Here is a 16,100-nt window from a genome sequence, read left to right as displayed (position 1 = left end):
TAAAAAGCCGATTTACCAGTCGGTTAAGAGATCGAGAGCCTTTAATACCGGCCCAGGTTGCGGATAAAGATGCATGGATTGAGTGCAAAGATAGAGCGTTGCACGAAGTTGGTGCGGATCAATGTTCCAAAAGGTGGGTATTGCTCTGGGCAAGCATCTCGCTGTACTCGACGCGCCACGCATCGGGTATCGACTGGCGCAGATGCTTGAGCAGGGTGGAGACCTTGCAGGGTTGCCTGCCGAAGGCGTAGAGCAGTGTGACGGGTAGTGGCGCTGGATGCCATGCCTCCAGGCAGCGCGTCAGCGTGTCGGGGTGATGCTTCAAGCGCTGCTGGGCCATCCAGTGCGGCATGATGCCAATCCCCTTGCCGCGTGCGATAGCGTCGATATGCAGTGCATGCTGGTCGACGCTCAGCCATGTACGGGGAGGGATAAGGTGGTACTCGCCCTCATCGGCATGCTGCAGGAACACGCCGTCTTCCCCCTCTCTTATCAGGTCGACCCAGGCATGGTCGGCCAGTTGGCGGGGGTGGGTAGGGGTGCCGTAACGCGCCAGGTAGGCGGGGTGGGCATAGAGTCCACGTCTCATGATGCCCAGGTTCTCCTGGCGCAGCCCGCATTCGGGAGGCGGTCCCAGCCAGAGGCACAGAGGTGCATCCTCCGGGCGCTGGGGAGGCGACAACTGGGTGCGCAGCGTCAGGCGTATGCCCGGATAACGCTCGGCAAAGGCTTCCATCTGGCTGGCGAGCCACCCTCTGGCAAAGCCCTCGTGGGTATATACGATCAGTTCACCACTGACCTCCTCCCGCAACGCTTCAAGTGCCTGCTGCGCCTGCTCCGCCAGACGTAGAATCTGCTGGCTGTAGGCGTGAAACAGAGTGCCCGCTTCGGTGGGGATGAGCCGGTTGGCCTGACGGCGCAACAACGGCTGCGACAACCGGCTCTCGAGCTGATTGATGCGCCGGCTCAAGGTGGATTTCGCGACGCCTAGCGTACGAGCACTCTGGGTCAGGCTGCCAGATTCCATTACCGCTACGAAAGCAGCTAATTCGTCGAGATCGTGCATGGAGGCTCTCTAAGCGAGTGACCGTGGTAGAGGACAGTCTCGCACAGCAGAATAGTCTTGAAAATCATTCACGAATGCAATTGAATGCTAAATCTATGCCTGTGTTGCATAATGAGGAACGCGCTGTTGCGGCTTTGAAACATGCAGCCGATTTTGATAGTGATTATCATTCTGCGCCACACGTCTCTCAGGAATGTACTCCATGCCGACCCGTCTATACGGAATTCATCAACGTACGCTTCGTCTCAGCTGCCTGTGGGGCGCTGCGTTGCTCATGGTTGCCCTGAGCATTGCCCCGGCAATGGCCAGAATGCTGGAAACCGCTTACGGTAACGTTGAGATCGAGGGCCAGCCGGAGCGGGTGGTCACGCTCTACGAGGGTGCGCTGGATGCCTCCATCGCCCTGGGTGTCACCCCGCTGGGCGCGGTGGCGACTCGTGGCGGTGAGCATGTCGCCACCTATATCGCCGATGAGGTATCGGATATCTCCATCGTCGGCACCGCCCGGGAAACCAACCTGGAAGCGGTGGTCGCCCTGCAGCCGGACATGATCCTCGCCTCGCCGCTGCTGCCCCAGGAGCAGTACCAGCTACTTTCGCGGATCGCGCCGGTCGTGGTGCCGCCCAGCGGCGGCTTCACCGCCGATAGCTGGCGCGAGGAACTGCGCGTCTTCACCCAGGCGCTGGGCCGGGACGAGGCGGAAGCGGAAGCTCTGATTGAGCACGTGGACCAGCGCGCCGCCGAGCTCGCCGCGCGCCTTGGCGACGAGCCGCCCACTGCCGCCCTGGTACGCTGGATGCCGCAGGGTCCGATGGTGATGAACGAAGACCTGTTCGGCACCGGCTTCATTGCCGCTGCCGGCTTCGAGGTGACCGATGCCGGCCTGGTGCGTAAGGGCGTGCCGCACAGCGATCCGCTGAGTCTGGAGAACCTCTCCCGGATCGATCAGGACTGGATGTTCCTCGCCACTCTGAATCAGGAGGGCGAGGAGGCTCTGGAGGCGGCACGCACCTCGCCGGCCTTCCAGCGCCTCTCGGTGGTCGGGAACGACCGGGTGGTGCCGGTGGACGGGCAGCTCTTCTCCAGCGCCATGGGGCCGCTGGCGGCACAGGCCATTCTCGATGTGCTGGAAGGCGTGATCGACACGATAGAAGAACGGGATGCCGTGAATTGATATGCAGGTCAAACTAGCCGCGGCAGGGGCCCCGCCGCGCTTGATGCAGACATGGCTGATGCTGGCCGGGCTACTGATACTGGTATGCCTGGCCAGCTTGCTATTCGGCGCCGGGGAGGTGGGGCCGCTGCGCGGCCTCCACACGCTGCTGGGGGAGGGCGATGAAGAGGCGCGCTTCGTGCTCTCGTCGCTGCGCGGACCGCGGGCGTTGATCGGACTGGCCGTAGGCATGGCGCTGGGTGTGGCGGGGGCCTTGTTGCAGGCGGTGGCGCGCAATCCTCTGGCGGAACCGGGCCTGCTCGGTGTCAGTGCCGGGGCGGCCTTCGCCGTGGCGCTGGTGCTGGTGCTGGGTGCCAGCGCTACCACCCTGCGGGTGGGGGTGGCCCAGCTCGGCGCCCTGGTGGGCTGTCTCTGCGTGCTGGGCGTGGCCCGGTTGCGCGGAGTGGGCGGCGACCCGGTGCGCTTGGTGCTGGCCGGGGCGGCCTTTTCCGGGCTGCTCGGTGCCCTGACCTCGCTGCTGCTGCTCTACGATCAGCGCGCCGCCGACGAGATTCGCTTCTGGGTGGTGGGCAGCCTCTCCGGGAGGCGCCTGGAGGATCTGGTCGTCGTCGCGCCCAGTCTGATCGTCGCGGGGGCGATCACGCTGCTGATCGCCCGGCCGCTGGCGTCGCTGGCGCTGGGCGAACGGGTCGCCACCGGGCTGGGGCACCGTCCCTGGCTGGTGCGCCTGCTGGTGATCGTCGCGGTGGCCCTGATGGTGGGGGCGGCCACCGCCCTGGCCGGCCCCATCGCCTTCGTCGGCCTGGTGGTGCCCTACGCCGCGCGGGCGCTGGCGGGGCCGGACATTCGCCGCACCCTGTGGTTCTGCCTGCCGCTGGGACCGCTGATGGTGATCCTTGCCGATATCGTCTCGCGACTGCTCGTCGCCCCCTCGGAGCTGCCGCTGGGCGTGCTCACCGCCATGTGCGGCGCTCCGGTGCTGGTGGCCGTAGTGCGTGCACGCCGCCTGCCGACACTGTAGGGTACGCCATGACTTCGATGTTTCCACCATCCGGCCAGCCCATGACGCTTTCGACTCCCGCCCCCGAGGAGGTGCGGGCACCCAACGGTACCTGGCGCATCGCCTGGGACCATGACAACAGTCTGCTGATCGACCGCCGTGCCTTCACCGCCAACGCGTTGCTGCTCGCGGCGTTGTTGCTGGCCTCCCTGGCCTACCTGAGCCTGGGCAGCATGCGCTTGTCGCCTGCGGAACTCTGGGCCGTACTGGCCGGACGCGGAGACATGATGGCCTCGTTCATGGTGCTCGACCTGCGCCTGCCGCGGCTGGCGGTGGCCTGCATGACCGGCGCCGCTTTCGCACTGGCGGGGTGCCTGATGCAGACGCTGGCCCGCAATCGCCTGGCCACGCCCGGCATCATCGGTATCGACAACGGCGCCACGGCGTTCGCCGTGGCCTCGGTGGTGGGGATCGGCGTGAGCATAGCGCCGCCGGCCATGGCGCTGGCCGGGGCGGTCACCGCCACGGCGCTCACCTTCGGCCTGGTCGGCGGCGGCGGGGTACGCGGCTATCGCTTCATCGTCGCCGGTATCGGCGTCGGGGCGGTATTCGGCGCCTTGACGCAACTGTTGCTGGCGCGGGTCTCCATCGACGTGGCCAATGCCGCCTATCCCTGGACGGTGGGCACCCTCAATGCACGCCCGCAAAGCGCGGTGACGACGCTGGCCGTGGGGCTCCCGCTCGGGCTCATGGCCGCCCTGTGGCTGGCCCGCGCTCTCTCGGTGATGCGCTTCTCCGAATCGGTGGCCCAGGGCTTGGGGCAGCCGGTCAACCGGCGCCGCCATCAGGCGCTGATCCTGTCGGTCGTGTTGACGGCCCTGGCGGTGGCGGTGGCCGGCCCGGTCGGCATGGTCGGGCTGATTGGCCCGGAGATCGCCCGCTACCTCTCGTCCACGCGCGGTGTGCCGATCGTCGCCTCGGCGCTGGCCGGGGCGCTGGTCATGGTGCTTTCCGATCTCGTCGGGCGCACCCTGTTCGCGCCCATCGAGATCCCGGTGGGCATCGTCACGGCGGTAGTCGGCGGGCCTTACCTGCTATGGATTCTGTTACGCACGAGGAGCCTCGCATGAGCGCATCGTCCGGCCTCGAAGCCCGTGAATTGGGACTGGCCTATGGCCGCCTCTCGGTGATCGAGTCGTTGAGCCTCTCCCTGCCCCAGGGCAAGGTGACCGCGATCGTCGGGCCCAACGGCTGCGGCAAGTCCACGCTGCTGGCCGGCCTGGCGCGCCTGCATGCCCCGAGCCGCGGCAGCGTACTGCTCGACGGCCAGGACATCCAGCGTCTGCCGTCGCGCAAGCTGGCCACCCGTCTGGCGCTGCTCCCGCAAGAAACCCATGCTCCCGAAGGCTTGACCGTCAGCGAGCTGATCCGCTTCGGGCGCCAGCCCCATCAGGGTTGGTTGCGTCAGTGGTCGATGGAGGACCAGCAGGTGGTGACCGAGGCGCTGGCCGCCGCCGATCTCGACGAACTCGCCGAGCGCAACCTGGATGCGCTCTCCGGCGGGCAGCGTCAGCGCGCCTGGATCGCCATGACCATCGCCCAGCAGACCCCGCTACTGCTGCTCGACGAGCCCACCTCGGCGCTGGATCTGGGCCACCAGATCGAAGTCTTCGAATTGATTCGCCGCCTGGCGTCCGCCGGACGCACGATAGTCATGGTCGTCCATGACCTGGCAAGTGCCTGCCGTTACGCCGACAACTTGGTGGCCATGCTCGACGGAGCCATCATTGCCGAAGGCCCGCCGCGTGACATCGTGACTCCTGAGCTGGTACGCCGCCTCTACGGCATCGAGTGCACCTTGATCCCCGACCCGGAGACGGGCAACCCGCTACTTGCCGGAATTCGGCGCTCGCCTCCTGCCTGATCGTTCCCCAATACGCAACACGCTGGTAGCACGACACGAATGAACGATTCATGCACAATTCAAATGATAACGATTGCTATTGGCTGTTGGTAACGATATCCCTTCCGTTCTCGTTGGTGTTCAAGGAGAGCTCATTAGTGTCACGTTTCCGTCCTACCACTCTGGCTGCAGCCATCGCGGCACTTGCTAGTATTCAAGCAAATGCCCAGAACCATCTGGAACTCGACAATGTGGTCGTCACCGCTGCAGGGTACGCCCAGAGCGTCCAGGACGCTCCCGCCTCGATCAGCGTGATTACTCGAGAAGAGTTGCAGACGGGAGCCTATCGCGATATCACCGATGCGCTGCGTAGTGTGCCGGGGGTGATCGTCACCGGTGGCGGCGCTGGCGATAACGGGGTCGATGTCAGCATGCGCGGCATGCCGGCGCAGTATACCTTGCTGCTGGTCGATGGCCGCCGCCAGGGCTCGCGGGAGTCACGGCCCAATGGTAGTGCAGGCTTCGAACAGGACTGGTTGCCACCATTGATGGCCATCGAGCGCATCGAGGTGATCCGTGGGCCGATGTCGACACTCTATGGCTCCGACGCCATCGGTGGGGTCATCAACATCATTACCCGCAAGGTCGCCGAGGAGTGGCACGGTAACGTGCGTCTGGAGAGCACCATCCAGGAGAGCAGTGATTCGGGCAATGCTCACCAGAGCCAGATCTACGTCGCCGGCCCGCTGGTGCCGAACCTCCTGGGTCTGCATGTCTATGGTCAGTACAACACCCGTCAGGAGGATGACATCATCAACGGCTACGAGAGCCGTGATTTCGAGAACCTGACGGCACGCCTCACACTGACCCCGCTCGACAACCATGATTTTGCCTTTGAGGCGGGGCACCAGAACACTCAGCGCGAATCCCATGCAGGTCGCTCGGCCGATGAGTACTCCTTCAATGAGCATGAACGCGAATATGCCGCGCTGACCCATAACGGCCGCTGGGGAGTGGCAACCTCCACCAGCTACGTACAGCGTGAGTCGACCATCAACAAGGAGCGCGATATCGAGATCACCAACACGGTGGCCAACACCAATTGGGTGGTACCGCTTGGCAACCATATCGTCACTGCTGGCGCTAACTACATCTATGAAGAGCTCGATGACTCGACCACGAACCGAATCTCCGATCGCACCTACGTCGACCACAGCCAGTACTCGCTGTTTGCCGAGAATGAATGGCTGATGACGGATGCCTTTGCGCTGACGGCGGGGTTGCGCCTGGACGATGACGACAACTACGGCAGCCACCTCAGTCCGCGCCTTTATGGCGTCTGGAACGTGGCGCCGATGTGGACCCTCAAGGGGGGCGTTTCAACCGGCTATCGCTCGCCGAGCCTGCGCGAAATCACTGCCGACTGGGGGGCGACGAGCCGCGGCGGCAATATCTATGGCAACCCCGATCTCGAGCCCGAGACCTCGGTCAACAAGGAGTTGGCGCTGCTCTATCATGCCCCGCGAGGCATCGATGCCAGCCTGACCGTGTTCCACAACGACTTCAAGGACAAGATCACCCGCGTGGCGTGTCCCATCGACATCTGTACCGCTGGTCCCAACCAGTTCGGTTCCGATCCCACCTACCGCATCAACGTCGACGAAGCGGTGACCCAGGGGGCGGAAGTGAGCCTAACCGCACCGTTGACCAATACCCTGACCTTTACCTCCAGCTACACCTATACCGACTCCGAGCAGAAGTCGGGCGAGTACGCCGGCCGGCCGCTGACCCAACTGCCCAAGCACCAGGTCGTCGGCAAGTTCGACTGGCGTCCCAATACGCGGCTCAATGCCTGGACGAGCGTGACTTACCGCGGCGAGGAGAGTCAGCCGATCACCGCGCCATCCTCCAGTACCCTGGTTGCGCCTTCCTATACCATCGTCGATTCCGGTGGCGCCTGGCGCCTGACCGATTCCACCCAGCTATTGTTCGGGGTCTACAACCTGCTCGACGAAGACGTGAACTACGACGAGTACGGCTACGTCGAAGATGGTCGCCGTTACTGGGTGGGACTGAATATCGACTTTTAAGTGATAGTTGCGTTGTTCAAAATTCGTCCAGTCGATGTTGCAATGCAGCAAAGGCTTTGCTATGTTGCAATGCAACGAAGGACATCAAGCCTTCGATCTTGAACCAACGGAGGTGCTCCATGAGCAACGCAACAGATCAGGCAACCAAGCAATTCGAATCCATGTTCTTCGGCCCGGCACGTGCCTATGCCGCCCTGAGCCTGGACTACACCGAAAAGCTGATGGCCACCCAGTACGAGGCCTTCAAGGCTTACACCGATGTCAGCATGGGCCAGGCCCGCGCGATGCTCGACATCAAGGATGCCGAAGGCCTGCGCACTTACGTCGAAGGCCAGCAGAAAGTCGCCAAGGACCTGAGCGAGCGCGTCAAGGGCGATGCCGAGAAAGTGGTGGCGATCAACCAGGATTTCGTTCAGAAGGGTCAGAAGCTGGCCGAAGAGAACATGAAGTCCGCATCGGTTACCGCCACCAAGGCAGCCAAGTAAGCCATGGCCTGCTGCGGCGTGAATGGCAGGACATGAGTGACTGAAAGGCCGCTATTGCGAAAGCGCCGCCACCCTAGGGTGGCGGCGCTTTTTTGTGGATATGTCATTTGTTTATTTGACTGCCGTTACTACCAGTTCCAGAAGCACATTATCACCGAGATCAGCCACTCCCAGGGTAGCCCGGGCCGGCAAGTGCTCGGGGGCAAACCAGGCCGTCCATACCTCGTTCATGCCTTGCTTGAGGTTCAGGTCCGAGACGTATGCCGTGGCTGAAACGATACGCGTCTTGTCGGTTCCGGACTCGGCGAGATAACCCTCTAGCTTTTCCAGGACCTGGCGCGTCTGGCCGGCCATGTCCAGCGTGCAATCATCGGCGATTATGCCGCCGAAGAAGACGAAGCCGTTGGCCTCGACGGCACGATGCATGATGGGGGTACGGATATGTCGTTGAATCATTGGTTACTCCTGTGAAGCCTGTATCAGGCATGGGTGAAGCCTGTTCCCGAATCATGGGGAAGCGGCGGGTTCTGCTTGGTGAAGCGTTCGATGGAGAGGGCCTCGATGGGTAGCGTCGGCTCTCGTTCCATGACGAGATCGGTTGCGATCTCCCCCGTAATGGGGCCGAGCTGGAAGCCATGGGCAGAAAAGCCGAAGGCGTGGATAACGGTGCCATGGATAGCGCTGCGGCCAAGTACAGGGATCTGGTCGGGCATGACGGCTTCTACACCGGCCCAGGTACGCACGATGCGGGCCCGTTCGATGAACGGGAACAAGCTGGCCGCGGTATCGGCATTCTCGGCCAGGCCGCCCAGGCGCGTTTCGGCGACTTGTCGGTCGCTTTCGACGCTGCCGCGTACGCCACCGCCAATCAGCACGGTGCCGTTCTCGAACTGTTTGAATGAGAGCGGTCGTGAGGTGGCGCCAACGACTGGCACGAGAAAGGGAGCGATACGTTCGGTGATCATCAGCATCGGTGCTTCGGCCCGCAGTGGTACCGGTTCGCCGAGCCACTCGCATAGCTTCCCCGCCCAGGCGCCGGCACAGTTGACCAGGATATCGGCGGTGAAACGCCTCTCGCCGGCCACCACCTCCCAGCCGTTGCCAGGCGTCAGGCTTGTGACTTCCAGGCCCTCATGAAAGCGAGCGCCGCAACGCTCGGCCTGGCGGCGCCAAGCGGTAACCGTACGGTAGGGGTTGGCGTAGCCATCGCCGTCGCAGGCAAGCCCCCCTGGACAATGCTGGGCAAGGGCCGGCAGAGCCTGGCGAAGCGCATCGCGGCCGATCAGGCGTTCATGCCTGTAGCCCAGTGCACGCATCTGGCGCTCGCGCTCGGCGAGAACCGCCAGGTCGGCATCGTTCTCGGCGACCTTGATCTGGCCCACGGGGCGAAATCCACAGTCATCGCCGACCAGGCGTGCCATGTTTTGCCAGCGCTCCCAAGCCGCCATCGACAGAGGAATTTCCGCTGGGTGCCGGCCCAGGCGTCGTACGCCGCCGGCATTGACTCCCGAGGCGTGGCGTCCGGCGTAGGTCTTGTCGATCACCGTCACCTGGTAGCCACGGGAGCTGAGATACAGGGCGGCGCTGCAGCCATGCAGCCCAGCGCCGATGATCACGATTCGCGCTGGCATTCATCCTTCCTCACTGCCCCGGCCAACTGTCCCAAGGTGATCGGCTTGAAAGGTGGACGCAGGCGATAGTAGCCGGTTTCCTCGACGCTCTGGCCGTTGGCATCGGCGAGCAGCTCACTGACGGTCAGACCGCACATGCGTCCTTGGCAGGGGCCCATGCCGCAGCGAGTGAAAGATTTGGTCTGGTTGGGGCCACGACAGCCAAGCTCGGCCATGTGACGAATCTCACCTGCGTTGACTTCCTCGCAGCGACACACCAGGGTATCGTCAGCCGGTAGCCGCCATTGGGATGTCGGTTGGTAGAGCGTATCGAGAAAGGGCCGAATGGCAGTTTCCCGTGCCAGGCGACGACGCAGCCTGTTCGCTTCCGATACCATCTGATCGGGCTGGATGCACCCCAGTGAGAGTACAGCTCCGAGGGCCGCCAGCCGACCCTGTAGCTCGGCGGCCCGAGCCCCGACGATGCCGCCGCCATCACCGGCCACGGCAATGCCTTCGACATCGGTGCGCAGCCACTCATCGAGCCGGGGACGCCAGGCAAGTTGCTGCGTGTCCCACTCATGAACGCAGTCGAGCGCCCGGGTGATTTGCGTATTGGGTACCACGCCCTGGTGCAGCAGCAAGGTAGACGCCTCCAGTGTCTCCCCTTTTCCTTGGCCATGGCACTGCCAAGTGACGGACTGAAGCTTTCCCTCGCCCTCGGCACGTAGCGCAGTGACATGCTTGACGTGGCGCACGCCGGCTCGGCGCAATTCACGTAGCAGGCCCAACCCCTTGACCAGGGTTCTTGAGTTACGCAGCGCCCCGGGGAAGTGCGGCAGTGCTTGGCGATAACGGCCTGGAGGCGTCGTGTCCAGGAGCGCGGCTATGGGTACGCCAACGCGCAGGAACTGGGCGGCAAGCAGCAGCAGCAGGGAACCCGTTCCGGCGAGCACCAGTGGCGCTTGGGGTGCCACGCCCGAACTCTTGAGCAGTATCTGCCCGCTGCCTGCCGTCATTACACCTGGTAGCGTCCAGCCGGGGATCGGGAAGGGGCGCTCCATGGCGCCGGTGGCCAGAATCACGTAGCGTGCCTGCAGCATGTCGGCATGTTCGTTCTGCAGGAGGCCAAGCTCGCGCTGGCGCGTCAATTGCCAGACGCTGGTCGCGGGTCGGTAATCGATGCGTGTGTCTTTCAGCCCCTTCACCAGTGCTTCGCCGTACCAGTAATCCAGGCCGAGAAGTGAACGCTCGCGCAGCGGCGTGCGTTCGATGGCACGGTAGATCTGGCCACCGGGGGTGGGCTGCTCGTCGATGACCAGCGGCGTGATGCCGTAGTCCGCAGCGGTGACTGCAGCAGCCATGCCGGCGGGACCACTGCCCAAGATCACTACATCACGGATTTCCATTATGCCAACCTCCGCGCGCCCTGCTGGGCGCGTATCTGCATACCATTACGCACTTGAACCTGGCAGGCCTGCATGTTGGGAACGCCATCGATTTCCACCAGACACTCGAAGCACACTCCCATCATGCAGTAGGGTGCGCGGGGTGAATCGCTGATCGGCGTGGTCCGACATGTCAGCACGCCGGAAGCCAGTAGGGCGGCTGCCACGGTATCGCCCTGGCGTGCCTGCAGCGGGCGGCCCTCGAAGCTGAAAGCGATCTCGTCTGAAGTCGTCGAATCAGGCAGGGATAGACGTTGGAACATCGAATCTCTCCGCAGTGAAAGGGGCAATCTCATCAGGGGGTTCGGCACCGGCGATCCAGGGCGCCAGGCGTTGGGCATGGGCGGCAGCCAGTGTCACGCCACTGTGGCAGCAGGCGAGAAAGGCGCCGGGATGGGTTTGCGAGGCTTGGTAGAGGGGGTAGCCGTCCGGTGTCATCACACGCAGCGCCCCCCAGGTACGTACCACCCGCGTTCCCTTCAGGGCTGGCAGGGCACTTACCGCACGTTGGGCGATCATGGCCAGTACCGGCGTCTTGGTGCCGTCGTTGAAACCGACATCCTCATGGGAATCTCCCATCAGGATCGAACCCTCGCCGGTCTGGCGCAGATAGGTAGTGGGCAGCTTGAGCAGCGGCCGTACGCGCTCGGTCACCAATATCTCTCCCCTGTTCGGTACTAGGGGGGCGCATAGTCCCACCTGGGGAGCCAGGTCACGGTTGCCGAGCCCGGCTGCGAGCACCACGCGAGAGGCGTGGATCCGCTCGTGTGGGCGTTCGATGACGAAGCTTTGTCCTTCGCGGCGGATCTGCTGAACCTTGCCTCCGGGCACGAAACGTCCTCCATGGTGACGAATGCCGGCATGCAATCCACGTAGCAAATAGAGCGGGTTGGCGTGGCCATCCCAGCGCGACCAAGAGGCGCCAGTGACCTGTTCGCCGATCTCGGGAATCAAGTCGCGCAGCTGCTCATGATCGAGCATGGCGAACTCGAAACGCCCCTGGGTAGCGTGTGAGAGGCCTTCGAGTTCGGCTTGGCGTACCCGCAGCGCCTCCTCGCTATAGCACAGGTGCACCCCTCCGGGATTATGGTGCTGTACGCTCACGCCGCTGATGCCGAGGAGCTCCTCGGCAAGCGTCGCCCAGTGCGAGGCCGAGCTCATGCTCCAGTTCGAATAGAGCGGTATTTCCTGCCCCTTGCCTTGTACCCACACCAGGCCGAAGTTGCCGCGCGAGGCGCGATAGGCGATGTCGCCCTCGTCCAGCACCGTCACTCGGTGACCGCTCTTGGCCAGACCATAGGCAATGGCGCTTCCGACCAGGCCGCCGCCGACGATGGCAAAATCACATTGCAGCATAGAGGCTCCTTAGCCTTTACCGATCAGAACTTTATCGAGCCCGTAAAGCCGATCGAGAAGGACCATCAACAGTACCGTCATCACGATCAGTACCGTGGAAACCGAAGCGATCAGAGGATCGACGGTATGGGCGATATGGTTATACATCTGCACGGGCAGGGTGGTGGTGGAGGGTGAAGCCACGAAGATGGTCATCGACAACTCGTCGAAACTAGTGGTGAAGGCCAGAATCCAGCCACCGGCGACGCCGGGCATGATGATGGGCAGGGTGACGCGGCGGAACATCGTCCATTGCGAGGCGCCTAGCGACAGAGCTGCCATTTCCGCGGTGCGGTCCATGCCGAACACCGAAGCCATGACCAGACGCATGGTATAGGGCATGACGATAATCACGTGAGCGGCGACCAGGGCCCAGAAGCTGCCGTAGATGCCGATACGCGAGAAGAAACTCAGGAAGGCCACGCCCAATACCACATGAGGAATCATCAAGGGCGACAGAAATAGCCCAACCAAGGCATCGCGCCCGCGAAACTGATAGCGCACGATGGCCAACGCCGCGGGTACCGCTAGCAATGCCGAGACGCTCGCCGCGCCAATGCCGAGATAAAGGCTATTCCAGAACGCGCGAATGAAGTCACGATTGTCGAGAATCGCCCAGAACCAGCGCAGTGAGAGACCGTCCGTGGGATATGAGAGGTAGCCATTCGGGGTGAAGGACACCAGCATTACCACCACAAGAGGTGCGACCAGAAACAGCACGAACAGGGTGTGAAACGCCAAGGCAGACTTACCGTTGCGTTGCATGATGCCTCCTATCCCAAGGTGCGGCGGAAACGCCGCTCCATCAGACGGTTGTAGGTCATTACCACGGCCACGTTGACGACTAGCAGCACGATCGCGATGGCAGCACCTAACGGCCAGTTCATGGTGCTGAGGTACTCGTCATAGGCGGCCGTGGCGGCCACCTTGAGGCGACGCCCGCCGATGATCGCCGGCGTGGCGAAGGCGCTGGCCGCCAGGGCGAAGACGATCAGGCTCCCGGAAAGGATCCCGGGCAGGATCTGGGGAATCACCACGCGGCGAAACACGGTGAAGTGGCTGGCATTCAGCGACAGGCCTGCATGTTCGACGGCGGGGTCGAGCTTCTGCAGTGCCGCCCATACTGAGAGCACCATGAAGGGCACCAGGACATGCACCAGCGCCATGATGATTCCGGCATGGGTGTACATCAGGTTGCCGGCGCTTGCTTCGGCGATGCCAAGGGCAGCAAGCGTCTTGCCCAGCAGGCCATTGCCACCGATCAGCAACACCCAGCCGAGAGTGCGCACCACGACCGAGATCAGCAGCGGAGCCAGAGTCACGACAAGGAACAGCGAACGCCATGGGTTGCGCATGCGTGACAGGATGTAGGCCTCGGGCACGCCAATGACGATGCATAGGATCACGACTGCCAAGCTGATGCCGTAAGTGCGCAGAAAGATCTCATGGAAGTAGTCGTCCCTGATCACCTCGAGGTAGTTGTCGGGACTGAAGGTGGCCATGATGCCGCCGGCATAGTCGAAGCTGTTGAAGCTCAGTATCAGCGTCATCAACAGCGGCATACCCAACAGCGCAAGGAAGAAAAAGGTGCCTGGAGCGCTCAATAGCCAGGGGGTAGGATTGAGGCGCTGCGTTCTTGGCAGGCTGGGGCGCAGCGTCGAAGCGAGTTCAGCCATGGGGACGATCCTCCAGCACTCGCATCGCGCCGGGTTGCCAGCGTACGCCGACGTCATCGCCGACCGCCACCTCCATGGGGCCGAGGTTGGGCTGGGTGATGAGCAACTCACCGGCGCTGCTGTCGACCTGATAAAGCCAATGATTACCGAGGAACAGGCGTGTACGAACACGCCCTTGCAACAGGCCGGATTCGTGGTCGGTCAGTTCGAGCCTCTCAGGGCGAATCGATAGCTGTATGTCGCCGTCACCGAGCCCGGGAGGAACCGGCAGGTCGATACGCTGCTCACCCAGGCGAATAGCGGGGGGTTCCTCACCATGCCGGTCGAGGCGCCCTGCCAGCAGGTTGGTCTTGCCAACAAATGACGATACGAAGGCATTGTTGGGGCGTTCGTAGGCGGCAAAGGGATCGTCTACCTGGACGACGCGTCCCTGGTTCATGACGACGACCCTGTCACTGAGCGAAAGCGCCTCGGACTGATCGTGGGTCACCATCAGCGTGGTGGTCCCGACCTGTTGCTGGATGGCGCGCAGTTCTATTTGCATGCTCTCGCGCAATTTGGCGTCGAGGTTGGAGAGAGGCTCGTCGAGCAGCAGCAGCGGGGGCTTGATGACCAAGGCGCGGGCCAGGGCCACGCGCTGGCGCTGGCCGCCCGAGAGTTCGCGCGGGTAGCGGTTCTCCAGGTGTTCGAGGCGTACCAGCTCAAGTGCCTCACCGACGAGCCGTAGGCTCTCTTCGGCGGGCACACGGCGCATCTCCAAGCCGAAGCGCACATTCTCGGCTACCGTCATGTGTGGAAACAGGGCATAGCTCTGAAAAACGATGCCGATGCCGCGTTGATTCGGCTTGCGGTCGGTAAGGTCTTCACCGTTCATCAGGATACGACCGCGTGTCGGCTCGACGAACCCGGCGATCATCTGCAGGGTCGTGGTCTTGCCGCAGCCCGAGGGCCCCAGCAGCGAGACGAACTCGCCCTTGGCGACATCCAGGGTGATGTCTTCGACGGCATTGCTCGAGCCGTAGCGCTTGGTCAGCGACTCAAGGCGAAGGAAACTCATAGGCGGATCTCCCGCGCTCTCCACGAAGGAGAGCGCATCACGATGAATGGAGGGGTGGGAATCGGGGCGACGGCTAGCGCTCGACTTGGCGATTCCAACGATTTGTCCACTCGAGGCGATTGGGGTTGATCACATCCCAGTCCACCGCCACCAACTGGTCGACTCTTTCACCGTAAGGGAGCTTCTCTGCCAACGCTTCGGGCAGCTCGGTGGCGCGCTGTGCGGGCCCCCAACCTTGGGTTTCCGCCAGTAGACGCTGGGATTCCGGCGAGAGCAGATGGGTAATGAACGCTTGGGCAAGCTCGGGATTTTCGCTGCCTTCAATGGCGCAGGCGGCGACCATCAGCGCTACGGCTCCCTCTTCCGGGTAGGCGAAAGCCCCGGGGAAGCCGGTATCGGCCAGTGCCTGCAGGCGGCCGCTGCCCCATACCGAAAGAGCGATCTCTTCGTTCTGGAACATTTCCGACATCTTGCCGGCCGAAGGCTCGAAGGAGAGGATATTGGGCGCGGCCTGTTGCTGCATGAACTCGAAGCCCGGATCGATGTCGGTCTCGCTGCCGCCATTGAGGCGTGCGGTCATGACCAGGGCATGAACGCCATAAGTGTTACTGATGGAGGGCACCACGAGCTTGCCGGCATATTTCTCATCGGCCAGATCACCCCAGGAAGTGGGTGGCGCCCAGCCGTTGCGCTCGAAGAGCTCGGCATTATAGGCGAAGCCGGAGGCGACCAGGCCGATGCCGACTGCCTTGTCGTCAGGAAAACGTGCAATGTCGTAGACCTCATCAAGCCCTTCCATGCCATTCAAGGAGGCACAGAAGCCAAGGTTGATCCCCTGGTACATGGGACCGTCGTCCATCAGTACTACGTCGAGTTCTTGATTGCCGCGCTGGGCCTGCAGCTTGGCCAGCGTATCGGTGGAATTGCCCGCTACGTAAACGATCTCTGCCTCATGCTGTTCGAGAAAGGCAGGGATGATGATGTCTCTCATGGCTTGTTCGGTGGAGCCGCCATAGGAGCCGATATAGAGAGGGGCGGACAGGGCCGGGGTGATGCCAAGACCTACTAGGCCCGCCAGTGTCACGGTGTGGCACGTCAGTCGCTTCATCAGTCTTTCACCTGTTTTGTTGTTGTGGCTAGAACCGCATACCGTAGTTCCAACACCTTGCAGAAGAAGGGTATGCGACCTTTGTTGA

General features: G+C 62.9%; 16 protein-coding genes. 6 read left to right on the top strand and 10 right to left on the bottom strand.

The annotated features are described in order from the left end of the window. Positions 1-118: 118 nt before the first annotated feature. Positions 119-1,066: a LysR family transcriptional regulator gene (locus HJD22_RS02590; protein ID WP_208655615.1), complete on the bottom strand. Its 948-nt coding sequence runs from the start codon at positions 1,064-1,066 to the stop codon at positions 119-121. A 202-nt stretch (positions 1,067-1,268) separates the two neighbouring features. Here HJD22_RS02590 and HJD22_RS02585 point away from each other — a divergent pair, with 202 nt between their 5' ends. The 6 genes from HJD22_RS02585 (at position 1,269) to HJD22_RS02560 (ending at position 7,718) form a co-directional block, all read left to right on the top strand. Beyond that, positions 1,269-2,240, top strand: a complete 972-nt coding sequence (locus HJD22_RS02585) for an iron-siderophore ABC transporter substrate-binding protein (protein WP_208655614.1) — start codon at positions 1,269-1,271, stop codon at positions 2,238-2,240. 1 nt (position 2,241) lies between these two features. Beyond that, entirely contained in the window at positions 2,242-3,261 is a 1,020-nt protein-coding gene (locus HJD22_RS02580; RefSeq protein WP_248730069.1) for an iron ABC transporter permease, read from the top strand. A gap of 17 nt (positions 3,262-3,278) precedes the next feature. Beyond that, on the top strand, positions 3,279-4,370 hold the full coding sequence (locus HJD22_RS02575) for an iron chelate uptake ABC transporter family permease subunit (RefSeq protein WP_208656882.1): 1,092 nt from the start codon (positions 3,279-3,281) through the stop codon (positions 4,368-4,370). Then, positions 4,367-5,164 carry an ABC transporter ATP-binding protein gene (locus HJD22_RS02570; RefSeq protein ID WP_208655613.1) on the top strand — a complete coding sequence of 266 codons (798 nt, stop codon included), beginning with the start codon at positions 4,367-4,369 and terminating at the stop codon, positions 5,162-5,164. The genes HJD22_RS02575 and HJD22_RS02570 overlap by 4 nt, the downstream gene beginning before the upstream one ends. Positions 5,165-5,301: 137 nt before the next feature. Next, entirely contained in the window at positions 5,302-7,233 is a 1,932-nt protein-coding gene (locus HJD22_RS02565; RefSeq protein WP_248730068.1) for a ligand-gated channel protein, read from the top strand. A gap of 119 nt (positions 7,234-7,352) precedes the next feature. After that, positions 7,353-7,718: a phasin family protein gene (locus HJD22_RS02560; protein ID WP_208655611.1), complete on the top strand. Its 366-nt coding sequence runs from the start codon at positions 7,353-7,355 to the stop codon at positions 7,716-7,718. A gap of 111 nt (positions 7,719-7,829) precedes the next feature. Here HJD22_RS02560 and HJD22_RS02555 read toward each other — a convergent pair whose 3' ends face one another. The 9 genes from HJD22_RS02555 to HJD22_RS02515 form a co-directional block, all read right to left on the bottom strand. Beyond that, positions 7,830-8,174 (bottom strand): RidA family protein, encoded by a 345-nt coding sequence (locus tag HJD22_RS02555; protein ID WP_208655610.1) that lies wholly within the window; start codon positions 8,172-8,174, stop codon positions 7,830-7,832. Between the two features lie 23 nt (positions 8,175-8,197). After that, positions 8,198-9,349, bottom strand: coding sequence for an FAD-binding oxidoreductase (locus HJD22_RS02550; RefSeq protein WP_208655609.1), 1,152 nt, complete (start codon positions 9,347-9,349; stop codon positions 8,198-8,200). Continuing rightward, positions 9,331-10,737, bottom strand: a complete 1,407-nt coding sequence (locus HJD22_RS02545; protein WP_208655608.1) for an NAD(P)/FAD-dependent oxidoreductase — start codon at positions 10,735-10,737, stop codon at positions 9,331-9,333. The genes HJD22_RS02550 and HJD22_RS02545 overlap by 19 nt, the downstream gene beginning before the upstream one ends. Then, complete coding sequence (locus HJD22_RS02540; RefSeq protein ID WP_208655607.1) at positions 10,737-11,039, bottom strand: (2Fe-2S)-binding protein; 303 nt, start codon at positions 11,037-11,039, stop codon at positions 10,737-10,739. Before HJD22_RS02540 ends, HJD22_RS02545 begins: the two co-directional genes overlap by 1 nt. Then, the gene (locus HJD22_RS02535) at positions 11,014-12,132 is read right to left on the bottom strand and encodes an FAD-binding oxidoreductase (RefSeq protein ID WP_208655606.1); all 1,119 of its coding nucleotides are present in this window, start codon (positions 12,130-12,132) and stop codon (positions 11,014-11,016) included. Before HJD22_RS02535 ends, HJD22_RS02540 begins: the two co-directional genes overlap by 26 nt. A 9-nt stretch (positions 12,133-12,141) precedes the next feature. Beyond that, entirely contained in the window at positions 12,142-12,936 is a 795-nt protein-coding gene (locus HJD22_RS02530; protein ID WP_208655605.1) for an ABC transporter permease, read from the bottom strand. Between the two features lie 8 nt (positions 12,937-12,944). Next, entirely contained in the window at positions 12,945-13,847 is a 903-nt protein-coding gene (locus HJD22_RS02525) for an ABC transporter permease (RefSeq protein ID WP_208655604.1), read from the bottom strand. Next, positions 13,840-14,904, bottom strand: a complete 1,065-nt coding sequence (locus HJD22_RS02520) for an ABC transporter ATP-binding protein (protein ID WP_208655603.1) — start codon at positions 14,902-14,904, stop codon at positions 13,840-13,842. Before HJD22_RS02520 ends, HJD22_RS02525 begins: the two co-directional genes overlap by 8 nt. 73 nt (positions 14,905-14,977) lie before the next feature. Beyond that, positions 14,978-16,012 carry an ABC transporter substrate-binding protein gene (locus HJD22_RS02515; RefSeq protein WP_208655602.1) on the bottom strand — a complete coding sequence of 345 codons (1,035 nt, stop codon included), beginning with the start codon at positions 16,010-16,012 and terminating at the stop codon, positions 14,978-14,980. Positions 16,013-16,100: the final 88 nt, after the last annotated feature.

Origin of the sequence: Halomonas sp. TA22, assembly GCF_013009075.1 — a bacterium.
In the GTDB taxonomy this organism is placed as follows: Bacteria; Pseudomonadota; Gammaproteobacteria; order Pseudomonadales; family Halomonadaceae; genus TA22.
Note: the sequence above shows the minus strand (reverse complement) of the source record. Positions and strands in the feature narration are given on the sequence as shown.